General features: G+C 72.2%; 16 protein-coding genes. 7 read left to right on the top strand and 9 right to left on the bottom strand.

All coding sequences use genetic code 11. From position 1 onward, the window contains the following. Positions 1 to 17 precede the first annotated feature (17 nt). Together AC57BS_RS19510 and AC57BS_RS19505 are read right to left on the bottom strand one after the other, a co-directional pair. Entirely contained in the window at positions 18 to 1,223 is a 1,206-nt protein-coding gene (locus AC57BS_RS19510; protein WP_496413105.1) for a class I SAM-dependent RNA methyltransferase, read from the bottom strand. Next, positions 1,220 to 3,271 carry an APC family permease gene (locus AC57BS_RS19505; protein ID WP_496413104.1) on the bottom strand — a complete coding sequence of 684 codons (2,052 nt, stop codon included), beginning with the start codon at positions 3,269 to 3,271 and terminating at the stop codon, positions 1,220 to 1,222. The genes AC57BS_RS19510 and AC57BS_RS19505 overlap by 4 nt, the downstream gene beginning before the upstream one ends. A 56-nt stretch (positions 3,272 to 3,327) precedes the next feature. On the opposite strand from AC57BS_RS19505, the gene AC57BS_RS19500 reads away from it, so the two are divergent. Beyond that, positions 3,328 to 3,990 (top strand): potassium channel family protein, encoded by a 663-nt coding sequence (locus tag AC57BS_RS19500; RefSeq protein WP_496413103.1) that lies wholly within the window; start codon positions 3,328 to 3,330, stop codon positions 3,988 to 3,990. Positions 3,991 to 4,007: 17 nt separating this feature from the next. Next, complete coding sequence (locus AC57BS_RS19495) at positions 4,008 to 4,673, top strand: potassium channel family protein (protein WP_496413102.1); 666 nt, start codon at positions 4,008 to 4,010, stop codon at positions 4,671 to 4,673. Positions 4,674 to 4,689: 16 nt separating this feature from the next. Here AC57BS_RS19495 and AC57BS_RS19490 read toward each other — a convergent pair whose 3' ends face one another. Genes AC57BS_RS19490 through dut form a run of 4 tightly spaced genes read right to left on the bottom strand, consistent with a single transcriptional unit; the run spans position 4,690 to position 6,903 of the window. Further along, positions 4,690 to 5,406 carry a DUF3159 domain-containing protein gene (locus tag AC57BS_RS19490; RefSeq protein ID WP_496413101.1) on the bottom strand — a complete coding sequence of 239 codons (717 nt, stop codon included), beginning with the start codon at positions 5,404 to 5,406 and terminating at the stop codon, positions 4,690 to 4,692. Further along, a complete protein-coding gene (locus AC57BS_RS19485; RefSeq protein WP_496413100.1) occupies positions 5,403 to 5,765 on the bottom strand; it encodes an OB-fold nucleic acid binding domain-containing protein in 363 nt (120 codons plus the stop codon). Before AC57BS_RS19485 ends, AC57BS_RS19490 begins: the two co-directional genes overlap by 4 nt. 3 nt (positions 5,766 to 5,768) lie before the next feature. Further along, entirely contained in the window at positions 5,769 to 6,428 is a 660-nt protein-coding gene (locus AC57BS_RS19480; protein ID WP_496413099.1) for a DUF3710 domain-containing protein, read from the bottom strand. A 46-nt stretch (positions 6,429 to 6,474) separates the two neighbouring features. Beyond that, positions 6,475 to 6,903: a dUTP diphosphatase gene (dut, locus tag AC57BS_RS19475; protein WP_496413233.1), complete on the bottom strand. Its 429-nt coding sequence runs from the start codon at positions 6,901 to 6,903 to the stop codon at positions 6,475 to 6,477. A 117-nt stretch (positions 6,904 to 7,020) separates the two neighbouring features. Here dut and AC57BS_RS19470 point away from each other — a divergent pair, with 117 nt between their 5' ends. The 3 genes from AC57BS_RS19470 (at position 7,021) to AC57BS_RS19460 (ending at position 8,993) form a co-directional block, all read left to right on the top strand. Further along, positions 7,021 to 7,479 carry a DUF3093 domain-containing protein gene (locus AC57BS_RS19470; protein ID WP_496413098.1) on the top strand — a complete coding sequence of 153 codons (459 nt, stop codon included), beginning with the start codon at positions 7,021 to 7,023 and terminating at the stop codon, positions 7,477 to 7,479. Positions 7,480 to 7,488: 9 nt separating this feature from the next. Next, a complete protein-coding gene (locus AC57BS_RS19465; RefSeq protein ID WP_496413097.1) occupies positions 7,489 to 7,821 on the top strand; it encodes a DUF4235 domain-containing protein in 333 nt (110 codons plus the stop codon). 446 nt (positions 7,822 to 8,267) lie between these two features. Continuing rightward, on the top strand, positions 8,268 to 8,993 hold the full coding sequence (locus AC57BS_RS19460; protein WP_496413096.1) for a helix-turn-helix domain-containing protein: 726 nt from the start codon (positions 8,268 to 8,270) through the stop codon (positions 8,991 to 8,993). Positions 8,994 to 9,085: 92 nt separating this feature from the next. Here the strand turns inward: AC57BS_RS19460 and AC57BS_RS19455 are convergent, their stop codons facing one another. The 3 genes from AC57BS_RS19455 to AC57BS_RS19445 all read right to left on the bottom strand — a co-directional run bounded on the left by AC57BS_RS19455 (position 9,086) and on the right by AC57BS_RS19445 (position 11,497). Further along, on the bottom strand, positions 9,086 to 9,376 hold the full coding sequence (locus AC57BS_RS19455) for a DUF4193 domain-containing protein (protein WP_056600397.1): 291 nt from the start codon (positions 9,374 to 9,376) through the stop codon (positions 9,086 to 9,088). 202 nt (positions 9,377 to 9,578) lie between these two features. Then, positions 9,579 to 10,388 carry an inositol monophosphatase family protein gene (locus AC57BS_RS19450; RefSeq protein ID WP_496413095.1) on the bottom strand — a complete coding sequence of 270 codons (810 nt, stop codon included), beginning with the start codon at positions 10,386 to 10,388 and terminating at the stop codon, positions 9,579 to 9,581. Beyond that, positions 10,385 to 11,497, bottom strand: coding sequence for a ferrochelatase (locus AC57BS_RS19445; RefSeq protein ID WP_496413094.1), 1,113 nt, complete (start codon positions 11,495 to 11,497; stop codon positions 10,385 to 10,387). Before AC57BS_RS19445 ends, AC57BS_RS19450 begins: the two co-directional genes overlap by 4 nt. A 24-nt stretch (positions 11,498 to 11,521) precedes the next feature. Between AC57BS_RS19445 and AC57BS_RS19440 the strand changes: the two genes are divergently transcribed. Further along, complete coding sequence (locus tag AC57BS_RS19440) at positions 11,522 to 12,712, top strand: MFS transporter (protein ID WP_496413093.1); 1,191 nt, start codon at positions 11,522 to 11,524, stop codon at positions 12,710 to 12,712. Between the two features lie 9 nt (positions 12,713 to 12,721). Then, positions 12,722 to 14,044 (top strand): D-arabinono-1,4-lactone oxidase, encoded by a 1,323-nt coding sequence (locus tag AC57BS_RS19435; protein WP_496413092.1) that lies wholly within the window; start codon positions 12,722 to 12,724, stop codon positions 14,042 to 14,044. Positions 14,045 to 14,061 lie beyond the last annotated feature (17 nt).

The raw sequence follows: 14,061 nt of genomic DNA, 5'->3' as shown, positions 1-14,061 counted from the left end.
AAGGACCCGTACGGGGCTCAGCGATGACGCGGCTGCAGCAGCGCCACGCATTCGACGTGGTGCGTCATCGGGAACAGGTCGAAGGCCCGGATCGCGCTCAGCTCGTAGCCGTGCTCGGCGAAGATCGCCACGTCGCGGCCCAGCGCGGCGGGGTCGCAGGCGACGTACGCCACGGCGCGGGGGCGCCGGTCCACGACCTGCTCGACCACCGCCCGCTTGGCGCCCTCGCGGGGCGGGTCGAGGACGACGAGGTCGAACGGCTCGTCGTAGCCGCCGCGGAGCACCCGGTCGGTCGGCCCGCACTCCACGACAGCACCCTTCAGCGCCGACAGGTTGCCTCGCGCGTGCCGGCACGCCGTGCGATCGGCCTCGACCGCCACCACCCGGGCACCGGTGACCTCGCCGACGAAGCGGGCGAACAGCCCCACGCCGGCGTAGAGGTCGAGGGCCCGCTCACCCGGCCGCGGGGCGAGAAGGTCGAGCACGGCCTCGACCAGGACGCGCGGCGCCTCCGGGTGGACCTGCCAGAAGCCGTCGGCCGCGACGCCGAAGGCGTGGGCCTGTCCCCCGGCGGCGACCTCGTGGACGACGGGGTCTTCTCGGGACGGGCGCGGGACGCTCTGCTCGGCCAGCGACACGGGCGGCCGTGCCTCCTCGGCCGCGATCAGGCAGTCCTCGAGGGGGACGAGGTCGTGCGAGCGGTGCGCCCGCATCGCCGGCTGCCCGTCGGGGAGGGCGGCGTACCTCTGCCGGGTGCGCCACCTCAGGCCGTCGTCCGCGCGGCCGGGCACCGGCACGGCCTCGACGCGGAGGCCGGTGACCAGCGCTGAGTCGGCGGGCAGGCGGCCCAGACGCACCAGCTGCTCGCGCACGACTGCCGTCTTGAGGTCGCGCTGGGCCGGCACGGCCACGTGCTGGAAGTCGCAGCCGCCGCACAGGCCCGGTCCGGCCACGGGGCACGGCGCCGCCACGCGATCGGGCGAGGCGGAGTCGATCCGCACGGCGTCGCCCCGCCAGAACCGGTCCCCCTCAGTGCCCTCGGTGATCTGCACGACCACCCGTTCGCCGGGCAGCGCGTGGCGTACGAACACGACCCGCGCCTCGGGCTCGGGCAGGCGGGCGACGCAGTGCCCGCCATGGGCGACGGGACCCACCTCGACCTCGAACCGCTCCCCCACCAGCGAGCGGCCCCGGGCACGGCGCGGACGGTTGGTGCGACTCATACGTCGTCGACCTGCCGGTCGGTGCCGCGGTTGCCGACGCGGCCACGGCGGAGGTCACCCGCGTGGACGCGCGCGTCGTCGAGCCGGCCGCGCTCCTGCGCGACCTGCGAGGACCGCAGCTGGTAGGGCACGGAGATGACCATGACGCCCGGCGTGAACAGCAGGCGGCCCTTGAGCCGCAGCGCGGTCTGGTTGTGCAGCAGCTGCTCCCACCAGCGACCCACGACGTACTCCGGGATGTAGACCGCCACCACGCCGCGCGGGCTGGCCCGGCGGATCTCCTGGGTGTACTCCACGATCGGGCGCACGACCTCGCGGTAGGGCGAGTGCAGCACCTTGAGCGGGATGTCGAGGTGGCGCTCGTCCCACTCCTCGAGCAGGCGGTTGGTCGCGCGCGGGTCGATGCTCACGTAGATCGCCTCGAGCACGTTGGGCCGGGTGGCGCGGGCGAAGGCGAGCGCGCGCAGCGTCGGCTTGTGCAGCTTGGAGGCCAGGACGATCGCGTGGACGCGCGTCGGCATGACCTTGTCCTGCTCGTCGGCCGCGAGCTCGAGCTCGACGCGCGCGTAGTGGCGTCCGATCGCCTGCATCACCACGAAGAAGAAGCCCATCGCCAGGATCGTGATCCAGGCGCCGGCGAGGAACTTGGTGATCAGCACGATCACCAGCACGACCGCCGTCATCCCGAGGCCGAACGTGTTGATCGCGCGCGAGCGCATCATCCGACGGCGCACGGCGGGGTCGCGCTCGGTGCGCAGGTGCCGCGTCCAGTGGCGGATCATGCCCAGCTGGCTGAGGTTGAACGAGACGAACACGCCCACGATGTAGAGCTGGATGAGCTTGGTGGTCTCCGCGTCGAAGACCCAGATCAGCAGCATCGAGAGGCCGGCGAGGAACACGATGCCGTTGCTGTAGGCGAGGCGGTCACCGCGCGAGCCGAGCGACCGCGGCGCGAGCCCGTCGTGGGCGAGGATCGAGCCGAGCACCGGGAAGCCGTTGAAGGCCGTGTTGGCAGCCAGGACGAGGATGATGCCGGTGACGGTGACAACGAAGTAGAAGCCCGGCGGGAAGTGGTCGAAGACCCCCGCGGCGATCTGCGAGATCACCGGGTGCTGCTCGTAGCCCTCCGGGACCGCTCCGCCGGACGCCGTACGGAGGCGGTCGAGCTCATGCGGGTCGACGTAGCGGATCGTCATCTGCTTGGCGAGCACGATGACGCTCATCATCATCGTGATCGCGATCAGACCGAGCATGAGCAGCGTGGTCGCGGCGTTGCGGCTCTTGGGCTTGCGGAAGGCCGGCACGCCGTTGCTGATCGCCTCGACGCCCGTGAGCGCTGCACAGCCGGAGGAGAACGCACGCGCCAGGAGGAACATCAGGCCGATCTGGGTGAGCGGCTCCTCCCACCCGGGCTGCGGCGCGATCTCGAGGTTCGCGCTCTCCGCATCGGGCAGGTCGCCCGACAGCAGGCGCAGCAGGCCGTACGCGCACATGCCGAGGATCGCCACCATGAACAGGTAGGTCGGCACGGCGAAGAACGAGCCCGACTCGCGCACGCCGCGCAGGTTCATCGCGGTCAGCAGCGCCACCGCGACCACGCCGACCGTGGCCTCGTGCCCGATCAGCAGCGGGATCGCGCCGGCGGCGTACTGGGACGCCGACGAGATCGACACGGCGACGGTGAGCACGTAGTCGACCAGCAGGGCGCTCGCGACGGTCACGCCGGCGTTGCGCCCGAGGTTGACGGTGGCGACCTCGTAGTCACCGCCCCCGGACGGGTAGGCGTGCACGGTCTGGCGGTAGCTGGCGATCACGGTGAGCATCACCACCGCGACGGCGAGGCCGATCTTCCACGACCAGACGTAGGTCGACGCGCCGGCGATGGCCAGCATGATGAAGACCTCGTCGGGGGCGTACGCGACCGAGGAGAGCGCGTCGCTGGCGAACACCGGCAGCGCGATGCGCTTGGGCAGCAGGGTCTCGCCCAGCTGGCTGCTGCGCAGCTTGCGGCCCAGCAGGATCCGCTTGGACACGTCGCCGACACTCACGGGCGGCAAGCCTAGACCCGCAGCGGCAGATATCCCCGCTGGGATACGGTTCCGGTGTGCACGTCGTGATCATGGGCTGTGGCCGCGTCGGGTCGACGCTCGCCCGCAGCCTCGAGGACCGCAACCACACGGTGTCCGTCATCGACAGCGAGCCCGACTCCTTCCGGCGCCTGGGCCCTGAGTTCAACGGCGACAAGGTCACCGGCTACGGCTTCGACCAGCAGGTGCTGGAGAAGGCCGGGATCCGCCGGGCGGACGCTTTCGCCGCGGTCTCCAGCGGTGACAACTCCAACATCATCGCCGCGCGCGTCGCCCGCGAGACGTTCGGCCTGCAGCAGGTCGTCGCCCGCATCTACGACCCGGGCCGCGCCGAGGTCTACCAGCGCCTCGGCATCACGACCGTCGCCACGGTCAAGTGGACCGCCGACCAGATCCTTCGCCGCATCCTGCCCGCCGGCGCCGAGCCCGACTTCCGCGACCCGTCCGGGACCATCCGGGTCGACCACGTGCCGGTGCCCGAGGCGTGGGTCGGCAACCGGACCGTCGAGTTCCAGATGCAGTCCCGCAGCCGGATCGCGTGGATCGACCGGCTCGGCGAGGGCATGCTGCCCACCCGCGAGACGGTCCTGCAGGAGGGCGACATGCTCCACCTCGTCATCCGCGAGGAGAACGCCGCCCACGCGTACGCCGTGCTCGAGGCCGGCCCCGAAGACGACTGAAGGAGCACAGCACACACATGCGCGTCGCCATCGCCGGAGCCGGAGCCGTGGGTCGTTCGATCGCGCGAGAGCTGATCGAGAACGGCCACCAGGTCCTGCTCATCGACAAGAACCCGTCATCGATCCGTCCCGAGCGCGTGCCCAACGCCGAGTGGCTCCTCGCCGACTCCTGCGAGCTGTCCTCCCTCGCGGAGGCCCAGCTCGGCAAGTGCGACGTGGTCATCGCCGCCACCGGCGACGACAAGGCCAACCTCGTGACCTCGCTGCTGGCGAAGACCGAGTTCGGTGTGCCACGCACGGTCGGCCGGGTCAACCACCCCAACAACGAGTGGCTGTTCACCGAGGCCTGGGGGGTCGACGTCAACGTCTCGACGCCGCGCATCATGTCCGCCCTCGTGGAGGAGGCCGTCTCGATCGGCGACCTGGTCCGTCTCTTCACCTTCCGGCAGGGCAACGCCAACCTCGTCGAGCTCACCCTGTCGGCCGACTCGCCCTACGTCGGGACGCCCGCCGGGCTGGTGCCCTTCCCCGAGAACTGCGCGCTCGTGACGATCCTGCGCGACGGTCAGGTCTACACCCCCGAGGCCGAGCAGCCCCTCGAGTCGGGCGACGAGCTGTTGTTCGTGGTGCCGGCCGAGGTCGAGACCGAGCTCGAGCAGCTGCTCTCCCCCGGACACGTCTGAGCGACCGCGGGACTCCTCAGGCCGGGGTGGCGTCCGGCGCGACCGGCGTCTTGTTGCGCGAGAGCAGCCAGACCATGGAGCCCAGCGCCGCGATCTGGAGCGGCCAGCCCAGGACGAGCTTGAGCACGGCCAGGGCCGCGACCGCCGCGTCCGGGTCCATCGAGCCCGAGCTCCCGGCCAGCCAGATGGGCGCCTGGATGACCACCCGGAGAACGCACGGCGCCACCAGCAGCCAGGTGAGCCGGTTGCAGAGCCGCACGATCTGCTTGTCGGAGTGCCAGGCGGTCGGGTCGCCGGTGATGCTGCCGACCATGAACCCGACCAGCGGCCAGCCGATCAGGCAGGTGAAGGCCAGCACCACGGCGTACCCGCCGTTGTAGAGCAGGCCCGGGAGGAAGTAGGCGAGCGCCTGGTCCTGCTCCGACCCGCCGGACGCCGCAGAGCGCTGGACGAAGAACCAGCCGATGCCGATGCCGATCAGCGCGTTGACGACGAACTGCACCGTCGAGCGCTGCACCAGACGGACGAGCAGCAGCACGAGCGCCGCCCCGATGCTCACCGCGAGGGCACGGTCGAGGTCGCGCATCGTCAGCCAAGTGACGGTGAACAGGATCGTGGGCACCGCCGCCTCGGCCATGCCGCGGCGGCCGCCGAGCGCCTTGGAGAGCTGCATGCGCACGACCGCCTCGACGGTGTCCGTCCCGGGCGGGTGGTGGCCGGTGGTGCCGCTCACGGGCGCAGCTCGTAGCGCGGGTTGAACATGATCGGTACGCCGCCCTGGCGCCCGATGCAGCCGGCGACCGTCATGGATCGGCCGGGATCGACGCCGCTGATGCGACGTCGGCCGAGCCACACGACGGTGATCACGCCCGAGCCGTCGTCCAGCTCGGCCTCCAGCGCCGGTACGCCGCCGCGGGGGCGCAGCGTCACGGTGCGGAGGACACCGTTGACGACGACGTGCTCGCGCTCCGGGGCGTCGGCGATGGCCAGTGCCTCCGTCGTCGTGTGCGACTCACGCAGGTCGCGCTGGTGCGCCTCGGAGCTGTCGGCCCACTTCGAGAGGGCCTGCCGCAGCCGGCTCTTCTCGCCCATGGCTCACCTGACCCGGCGGGCGTCGTCCGGCAGGGTGACCGGCAGGGGCTCGCCCACCGGCATCGCCTGCTCGCCGCGGCGTACGACGACCTGTGCGAGCGCGTCCTCCCACTCCGAGGTGGCGTCCGGGTCGAGCGCGGGCCGGCCGAGGAAGGATGCGCGCAGCATCCAGCGGTCACCGTTGATCCCGAGGATGCGCGAGGGCTGGGTCGCGGCCGTGCCGTCGGGCCGCTTCACCGGCATCTGGCAGACCAGCTCGGTCCCCCATCGACCCTCGCGCTCGGTCGCATGACCCCCACGGCGCACCATGTCCGCGGCGATCTGCGGTCGCACGTCGGACCAGAGGTCGCCGTTGCGGGGCGCCGCGAACGCCTGGAACTCGCATGCGCCGTCGGACCCGGCGAGCATCACCGCACGGACCTGACCGGTCTTCTCGTCGACCTGGAGGCGCAGCTCGCGCTCGGCGATCGCCGGCACCAGCAGGGAGCCGAGGTCGGCGCGCTCGATGCCGTCGCCCTCGACCTGGGCGACGTCGAACGGACCCGATGTTCCCGCACTCGCGGTTCCCTCGGCCGCGGCACGGACGCCCTCGTCCGGGGCGCTCCGGTCTGCGGCTTCCTCCGCGGACGCCTGGGCGGCCTCTGCCTTGCGGCGGAACTTCACGTCAGCACTCCTTCGATCAGCGCTCGTCTCGACACGGGCCCCCGGCTCACGCGCGCGAACCGGTACCCGTAGAACCGTAGCCCCCGGCGCCCCGGACCGACTCCGGCAGCACCCCCACCTCGACGAACCGCGCTCGCTCGAACCGCTGGATCACCAGCTGTGCGATCCGGTCGCCGCGCCTGAGCACCACTGGCTCGACGGGATCGTGGTTGATGAGCAGCACCTTGATCTCGCCCCGGTAACCGGCGTCGACCGTGCCAGGCGCGTTGACGATGGACAACCCGTGCAGAGAGGCGAGCCCGGACCGCGGGTGCACCAGCGCGACGTACCCGTCCGGCAGGGCGATCGACAGGCCAGTCGGCACCAGCGCGCGCTCGCCGGGCGCGAGCTCGACGTCGACAGCGGCGTGCAGGTCGGCGCCTGCATCCCCAGGGTGGGCGTACGACGGGACCGGCAGGCCGGGATCGAGTCGCACGACGGCGACGTCGAGGTCGGGAGCGGGGCCGAGATCACGGGCCAGGTCACGGGCGAGGTCGGGCGCTTGGGTTGGGTCGTGGTCGGGCACGAGGACTGAATCTATAGGCTCTGCGCCGTGGACTACGCCGAACGCCTCACCGTTCCGCTGCGCTGGTGGGCGCAGGGCACGATGCTCGTGGCGTCCCTGTGGCTCGCGCTCGTCGTCGCCGTGCCCGAGGCCCTCGCATGGTCGATCAGTGCCGCCGCGCTCGCTCTCATGGTGGCGCTGTTCCTGGCGTACGGGCGCGCCCGGGTCGCCGTGGACGGGACGACCTTCCGCGCCGGGCGTGCCCACATCCCGCTCGACCTCGTGGGCGAGGTCACGGCGCTCGACGCGGCGGGCGTACGCCGTCAGGCCGGTGTGGACGCCGACGCCCGAGCACATCTCGTGCTGCGGCCGTACCTCAAGCGAGGCGTCCGCGTGGACATCGCGGACCCGGCCGACCCGACGCCGTACTGGCTCGTCAGCTGCCGCCGACCCGACGCGCTCGTCTCAGCCTTCGAGGCGGGGCGGGCTCGCCGAACCGCTGGGTAGGGTGACGACATGGCGTCTTCCTCCAAGGACAACAGCAGCAAGTTCTACGCGGCGTTCTCGCTCGCCGCAGCCCTCGGTGCGGCGGCGGTGGCCAAGAAGGGACTGAACTCGACCTGGCGCGCCGCGACCGGCAAGAACCCGCCCGCCAACCCGGCGGACCCCGACGTCAGCCTCGCTGAAGCGATCATGTGGGCCGCGCTCAGCGGGACGCTGATCGGCGTCGCCCGGATGCTGGCGGCGCGACGCGCTGCGCACTACTACACCCGCTCGACCGGCCACCTGCCCCCGCAGCTCCAGAAGGACGACCAGGACGCCTCCAAGGCTCCTGCTCCCCAGTCCTGACCCCGTCCTGATTCAGTCCTGACCGACCCTGGGGTGAGGCTCCGCTCGTACGTCGGAGTCCCGGGGCCCCTGCCCATGATCGGTCACCGCCGTTCGCGGCACCCCGAGACCGCCGGTGCGTCCTGGGCGGCCTCGCGCCCGCCGGCGTCCTGGACGCTCCCTTGCCCGTGAGTCTCTGAGGGACTCACGGTCCGCGCGGGCCTCTGCCGCGGTCCCTTGCCGGTGAGTCTGTAAGCGACTCATGGGCAAGGGCCGCTGGCGCCTTCGCGCGCGGGAGGGGCTGGCGGTGCCGAGGGTGGGCCGTGAAGTGTCCACAGGCGCTGTCCGTGGCGGCGTGTGCGGGGTGGGTGTGGATGACGGGTGCGGGGTGTCGGTCGTGGGGCGTGGGATGGGGGTACGAGGCGCCCCGACGGGCGGGGGCCGTGCGCCGAGAGGGTGGAGCGATCGTGAGCGAGGAGAACGGGGACGACAAGCGCCGGGACGAGCGTGGGGACGAGCGTGGGGCCGAGCCGGTCGGCGCGCCGGTGGGTGGGCCGGAGCGGGATGCGATGGTGAACTGGTCCGAGGCCGAGCGGGAGTGGTGGTGGATGGGGCCGTTCGCGGGCCGGGTGCCGGGGCTGGTGCGTCGGGTCAGACGGATCCTGGATGTCTCGCAGCGGGGGCTGGCGGCGTTGTTGGGGGTCTCGCAGTCGGTGGTGGCGCGGTGGGAGACCGGTCGGACGAGTCCGCGGGCTCGGGTGGTGCAGGAGATGCTGCAGCTGGCGGGGCTGCGGGTGGGGTTCAGTGATGCGGAGACCGGGCAGCGGGTGGAGCCGATGCGTGCCGATGGGGCGCGTACGCATGCGGGGAGCCGGTTCCCTGCGCACGTGGACCTGCGGGCGCGGGGGTGGTGGTTGCCGCGCCGGTTGCGGGCGATGACCTCGATCGAGGCGTGGCAGTGGCTGGATCGCTCACGTGAGCTGCGTGATCCCGCGATCGGGTTCTGCCTGTCACCGCACGACAAGCACCACGAGCGGCAGCGGTGGGGTGTCCCGGTCGACCATCCGGCCGTGCACCAGTTCGCCGCCGAGGTCGAGTGGCGCGAGGAACAGCGCGAACGACGACGCCAGGAGTCCGACGCCAAGAGGTCCGGCGCCTACGCTCGGTCTGAGCGCGGAGAAGGGTGGAGCTGAGCGCACGCGAGATGCGGTGGGGCCCGGGAACGAGACAGCGCCCGGCCCGGAACGGGGCGGGCGCTGATCGCGAGACGGAGGCTGGTGCCTGCTCAGATGCAGTCGCGGCAGATGAGCTTCTTCTCATCGGCCAGCTGCGAGCGGTGGTGCACCAGGAAGCAGCTCATGCAGGTGAACTCGTCGTCCTGACGAGGCATCACCTCGACTGCGAGCTCCTCGTGCGACAGGTCGGCACCCGGGAGCTCGAAGGACTCGGCCGCTTCGGTCTCGTCCTCGTCGACCTTGCCAGAGTTCTTGTCGTGGCGGCGGGCCTTGAGCTCCTCGATGCTCTCCTCGCTCTGGTCCTCCTCGGACTTGCGTGGTGCGTCGTAGTCGGTGGCCATCGGATCCCTCTCCCCTGCATTGGTCACGTGCCAGCCGGATCGCGGCGAGCCGTGTCCATTTGTGCGCGTCGTCGGCGCCAGATTGTGCACCATGAACCGGTTCCTTGGTGAGCCGGTCCGCAACGTGTCGCGTGAACAGTGGGCGACCCCCCGCTATTCCCCGTGGACCGAGGTGATCCGGACCACCTCTCGGGGTGTGTGGTCAGGCGAGGAAGCCAGCCTTCCCGAGTGCATCGACAAAGCTGTCCCAGCCATCGTCCGGGGTGCCCACGACCACGTTGCGAATCGGGTGCGTGCCAAGGGTGAACGTCCCGTCGAGCAGCTCGAACCGCCCGCCTGCCTCGCGGAGGACCAGGCCGCCCGCAGACCAGTCCCAGGGCTGTGGACCGGCCTCCACGTAGCCGTCGCCGCTCCCGTCGGCCACGTGGCACAGGTCGAGCGCGCACGACCCCATCCGGCGGATGTCGCGCACCTCCGGCAACAGCCTGGCCACGCAGCCGGCCTGGTGCTCGCGCACCTCGCGCTGGTAGCCGAAGCCCGTCAGCACGAGGCGCTCGGCCAGCGGCGGTGAGGGTCGTACTGCGATCGCCCGGCCGTCGCGGGTGGCCCCGTGACCCAGCGCCGCGGCGTACTCGACACCCGTCGGGATGGCCACCACCGCACCGGCGACCACCTCACCGTCGACCTCGGCAGCGATCGAGACCGCGCAGTCGGGCAGGCCGTAGAGGTAGTTGACCGTCCCGTCGATCGGGTCGACCACCCACCGCACGCCTGACGTACCGGGGCGGTCGTCGCCCTCCTCGCCGAGGATGGCGTCGTCGGGCCGCAGGGCGGTGATGCGCGAGCGGATGAGGGCCTCGACCGCGCGGTCGGCCTCGGTGACGACGTCGACGGCGCTCGTCTTGGTGTCGGCGACCTCGATCCCCTCGCGCCGCATCTCCCGCGCGAGCTCAGCGCCCTCGTGGGCGAACGATCGGGCGAGGTCGCGCAGCTCGGGTGCGCTCGCGGTCACGAGTCGCGTCCGCACAGGGCCGGGCGCGGCCCGCGCGGGTTCGGGCAGCAGCCGGCACCGCAGAGGTCCGGACCGGGGGGCTGCGACCCCAGCGCCGGGCGTACGGGGGACTCCCCGCGCTCGGCGGCGGCACGCTCGAGCAGGAGCTCGCGGATCATGGCCACGAAGCGCGGGTCCGTCCCTGCAGTCGCCGCGCGCACCGCCTGGAGGCCGAGACGCTCCGCGGTGGCCATGGCCTCGGTGTCGAGGTCGTAGATGACCTCCATGTGGTCGGAGACGAAGCCGATCGGCACCAGCACCACACCGCTCACACCATCGGTGGCGAGCTCCTCGAGGTGGTCGTTGACGTCCGGCTCGAGCCACGGCGTCGACGGCGCACCCGAGCGGGAGCAGTAGACGAGGTCGTGGCGGTGCGCGCGACCCGTCGCCTCACGCACCCGGCGCGCGACCTCGTCGACGGCGCTGCGGTGCTGGCGGACGTAGGCCCCGCGCGGCTGGCCCTCGGGGTCGAGCGAGCCGCTGGTCTCGGCCATCTCGGTCGGGATCGAGTGGGTGACGAAGACCAGTCGCGCCCGGTCGCCCCCGTCGGGGAGCTCCGCGAGCGCCGCGAGACAGGCGTCGACGGCAGGCTCGATGAAGCCGGGGTGGTTGTAGTACTGCCTGAGCTTGTCGAGCCGCGGCGCACCCTCGGTCTGCGCGACGGCGTCGAAGAGGTTCTCGCGGTACTGCCGGCACGACGACCAGGACGAGTAGGCCGAGGTGGCGAAGACCGCGGCGCGCTCCACGCCGTCGGCGGTCATCTGCGCGAGCGTGTCGGCGAGGTAGGGGTCCCAGTTGCGGTTGCCGAAGTAGATCGGCAGGTCGATGCCCTGGGCGGCGAAGTCCTTCTCCAGCTCCGCGATGAGTGCACGGTTCTGGTCGTTGATCGGGCTCTTGCCGCCGAAGAGGAAGTAGTGCTCGCCCACCTGGGCCAACCGCTCGCGGGGGATGCCCCGCCCGCGGGTGACGTTCTCCAGGAACGGCACCACGTCCTCGGGCTTCTCGGGGCCTCCGAAGGAGAGGACCAGGAGCGCGTCGTACGGCTTCACGTCGGGACCCGCAGGATTCATGACGCCAGCGTAGAGGCGCCTACCATGCGCCTGATGCTCGACTCCTACCGCCGGGTGCTGGCGCGCCCGGGCGCCTTCGCGTTCAGCAGCGCCGCACTCGTGGCGCGGCTGCCGATCTCCATGGTCGGGCTCGGGATCGTGCTGCTGGTCGAGGAGCGCACCGGGTCCTACGGCCTGGCCGGCACGGTGGCCGCGGTGTTCGTGCTGGCGGAGGCTGCGTTCGCCGTCCTGCACGGCCGCTGGGTCGACCACTTCGGGCAGTCCCGGGTGCTGCCGCTCGCGATCTCGCTCTTCGGCGCCGGGCTCGCGCTGATGATGCTCGCGGTCGAGCAGGACTGGCCGCGCGCGTGGACGTACGTCTTCGCCGCCCTCGCCGGTGCCTCGCTCCCCCAGGTCGGCGCGAGCGTCCGCACCCGCTGGTCCCACCTGCTCGACGAGCCCGGGGAGAAGCAGACGGCGTTCGCCCTCGAGGCCGTCCTCGACGAGGTCGTCTTCGTCGTCGGACCGGTGCTGGTGACCCTCCTCGCCACCGGCTGGCACCCCGTCGCCGGACTCACGTGCGCCGTGGTGAGCGGCGTGCTGGGCACCTTCGCCCTCGCGGCCCAGCGACGCACCGAGCCGCCCGCCGGACGCAGCTCACCTGCCGGTGCGAGGAGCCCGATGCCGTGGCGCCTCGTCCTGCCACTGGCGCTCGTCTGCCTCACCCTCGGCGCGCTCTTCGGGGCCGCGGAGGTCACCACCGTCGCGTTCGCCGAGGAGCAGGGGCAACGTTGGGTCGCCGGCTGGCTGCTGGCCACCTGGTCCTTCGGCAGCCTCGTCGCCGGGCTGGTCACCGGCGCCGTCGCGTGGCGCAGCGGTCCCGACGTACGCCTGCGCTGGGGCTCCGCGGCGATGGCGCTCGCCATGGCGCCCCTGATGTTCGTCTCCTCGGTCCCGCTGATGGCGGTCGTGCTGCTGGTCGGTGGCCTCGCGATTGCCCCCACCATGATCAGCGCGATGACGATGGTCGAGCAGGGCGTCCCGCCCGGACGCCTCACCGAGGGGATGGCGGTGCTGCACACCGGCATCGTCGCCGGCGTGGCCCCGGGCGCGAGCATCGCCGGGTTCGTGGTCGACCACAGCGGCGCCTCGGCGGCGTACGCCGTCGCGCTGGCGGGCGGCGTCCTGGGCGCACTGGCCGCGCAGACGGCCCGGCCGACGCGCCGGATGCCCTAGCGTGCGGCCATGACCTCCCCCGTGCGCGGCCACCTGTGGCGCAACTGGTCCGGACTCGAGGAGGCGGTGCCCCGCCACGTGGAGACCCCCACGTCGGTGGAGGACGTCGTCGACGCCGTACGCCGGGCGCGCGCCGGTGGCCGCACGGTCAAGATGACCGGCACCGGGCACAGCTTCACCGCGATCGCGGCACCGGAGCACACGCTCCTGCGCCCCGACGGGCTCGCGGGGATCGTGGCGGTCGACCGCAGCGCGATGACGGTCACCGCCCGCGCCGGCACCCCGCTGAAGGACCTCAACCTCGCACTGGAGCGGCTCGGCCTCTCCCTGCACAACATGGGCGACATCGCCGAGCAGACCCTCGCGGGGGCGACCTCGACCGGCACCCACGGCACCGGCGGCACTGCTGCGGGGCTCGCCGCGCAGCTGGCCGGGCTCGAGCTCGTGACCGGCACCGGCGAGGTCGTCCGGGCGTCCGCGACGGAGAACCGCGACGTCTTCGACGTGGCGCGCGTCGGGCTCGGCGCGCTCGGCATCCTGACGAGCCTGACCTTCCACGTCGAGCCGCTCTTCGTCCTCGAGGCGCACGAGCAGCCGATGAGCTGGGACCGCGGGCTCGCGGCGTACGACGACATGGTGGCCGCCGCGCACCACGTCGACCTCTACTGGTTCCCCCACACCGACCGGCTGATGGTGAAGCAGAACGTCCGCACCGACCTCGACCCCGGCGAGCAGCAGCCGCCGTCCCGGGCCGCGGCGTGGTGGGAGGACGAACTCGTGTCCAACGCCGTCTTCGGCGGCCTGTGCCGCCTCGGCGAGCGCGCCCCCGGCCTGGTCCCCCGGATCAACCGCGTCGCGGGTCGCGCGCAGTCCGAGCGCCGCTACAGCGACCTCGCCCACCGGGTCTTCGTGACACCGCGCCGGGTGCGCTTCAGGGAGATGGAGTACGCCGTACCGCGCGAGGTCGGCCTCGACGTGCTGCGCGAGTGCCGCCGCGTCATCGACGCCAGCGACTGGATGATCGCGTTCCCCGTGGAGGTCCGCACCGCCCGGGCCGACGACATCCCCCTGTCCACGTCCTACGGTCGCGAGACGATCTACCTCGCCTTCCACGTCCCGGCCGGCACCGACCACCGCGCCTACTTCGGCGGCCTCGAGCCGATCCTGCGCGACGCCGGCGGGCGACCGCACTGGGGCAAGGTCCACACCCGCACGGCCGCCAACCTCGCGCCGGCGTACGACCGGTTCGGCGACTTCCTCGCCCTGCGCGACCGGCTGGACCCCGACCGGGTCTTCGCCAACGACCACCTGCGCCGGATCCTGGGCGACTGAGGGCACGCGACGACCCA

This window comes from Nocardioides sp. BGA-UO-ETr-FS32, assembly GCF_059567905.1.
This window is presented reverse-complemented; position numbering and strand designations above follow the sequence as displayed.

What these genes read in the sequence shown, in the direction of transcription:
- AC57BS_RS19435 (WP_496413092.1), top strand. Translation starts at nt 12,722, where the DNA reads ATGACCTCCCCCGTGCGCGGCCACCTGTGGCGCAACTGGTCCGGACTC.
- AC57BS_RS19440 (WP_496413093.1), top strand. Translation starts at nt 11,522, where the DNA reads ATGCGCCTGATGCTCGACTCCTACCGCCGGGTGCTGGCGCGCCCGGGC.
- AC57BS_RS19465 (WP_496413097.1), top strand. Translation starts at nt 7,489, where the DNA reads ATGGCGTCTTCCTCCAAGGACAACAGCAGCAAGTTCTACGCGGCGTTC.
- AC57BS_RS19445 (WP_496413094.1), bottom strand. Translation starts at nt 11,497, where the DNA reads ATGAATCCTGCGGGTCCCGACGTGAAGCCGTACGACGCGCTCCTGGTC.
- AC57BS_RS19510 (WP_496413105.1), bottom strand. Translation starts at nt 1,223, where the DNA reads ATGAGTCGCACCAACCGTCCGCGCCGTGCCCGGGGCCGCTCGCTGGTG.
- AC57BS_RS19495 (WP_496413102.1), top strand. Translation starts at nt 4,008, where the DNA reads ATGCGCGTCGCCATCGCCGGAGCCGGAGCCGTGGGTCGTTCGATCGCG.
- AC57BS_RS19455 (WP_056600397.1), bottom strand. Translation starts at nt 9,376, where the DNA reads ATGGCCACCGACTACGACGCACCACGCAAGTCCGAGGAGGACCAGAGC.
- AC57BS_RS19485 (WP_496413100.1), bottom strand. Translation starts at nt 5,765, where the DNA reads ATGGGCGAGAAGAGCCGGCTGCGGCAGGCCCTCTCGAAGTGGGCCGAC.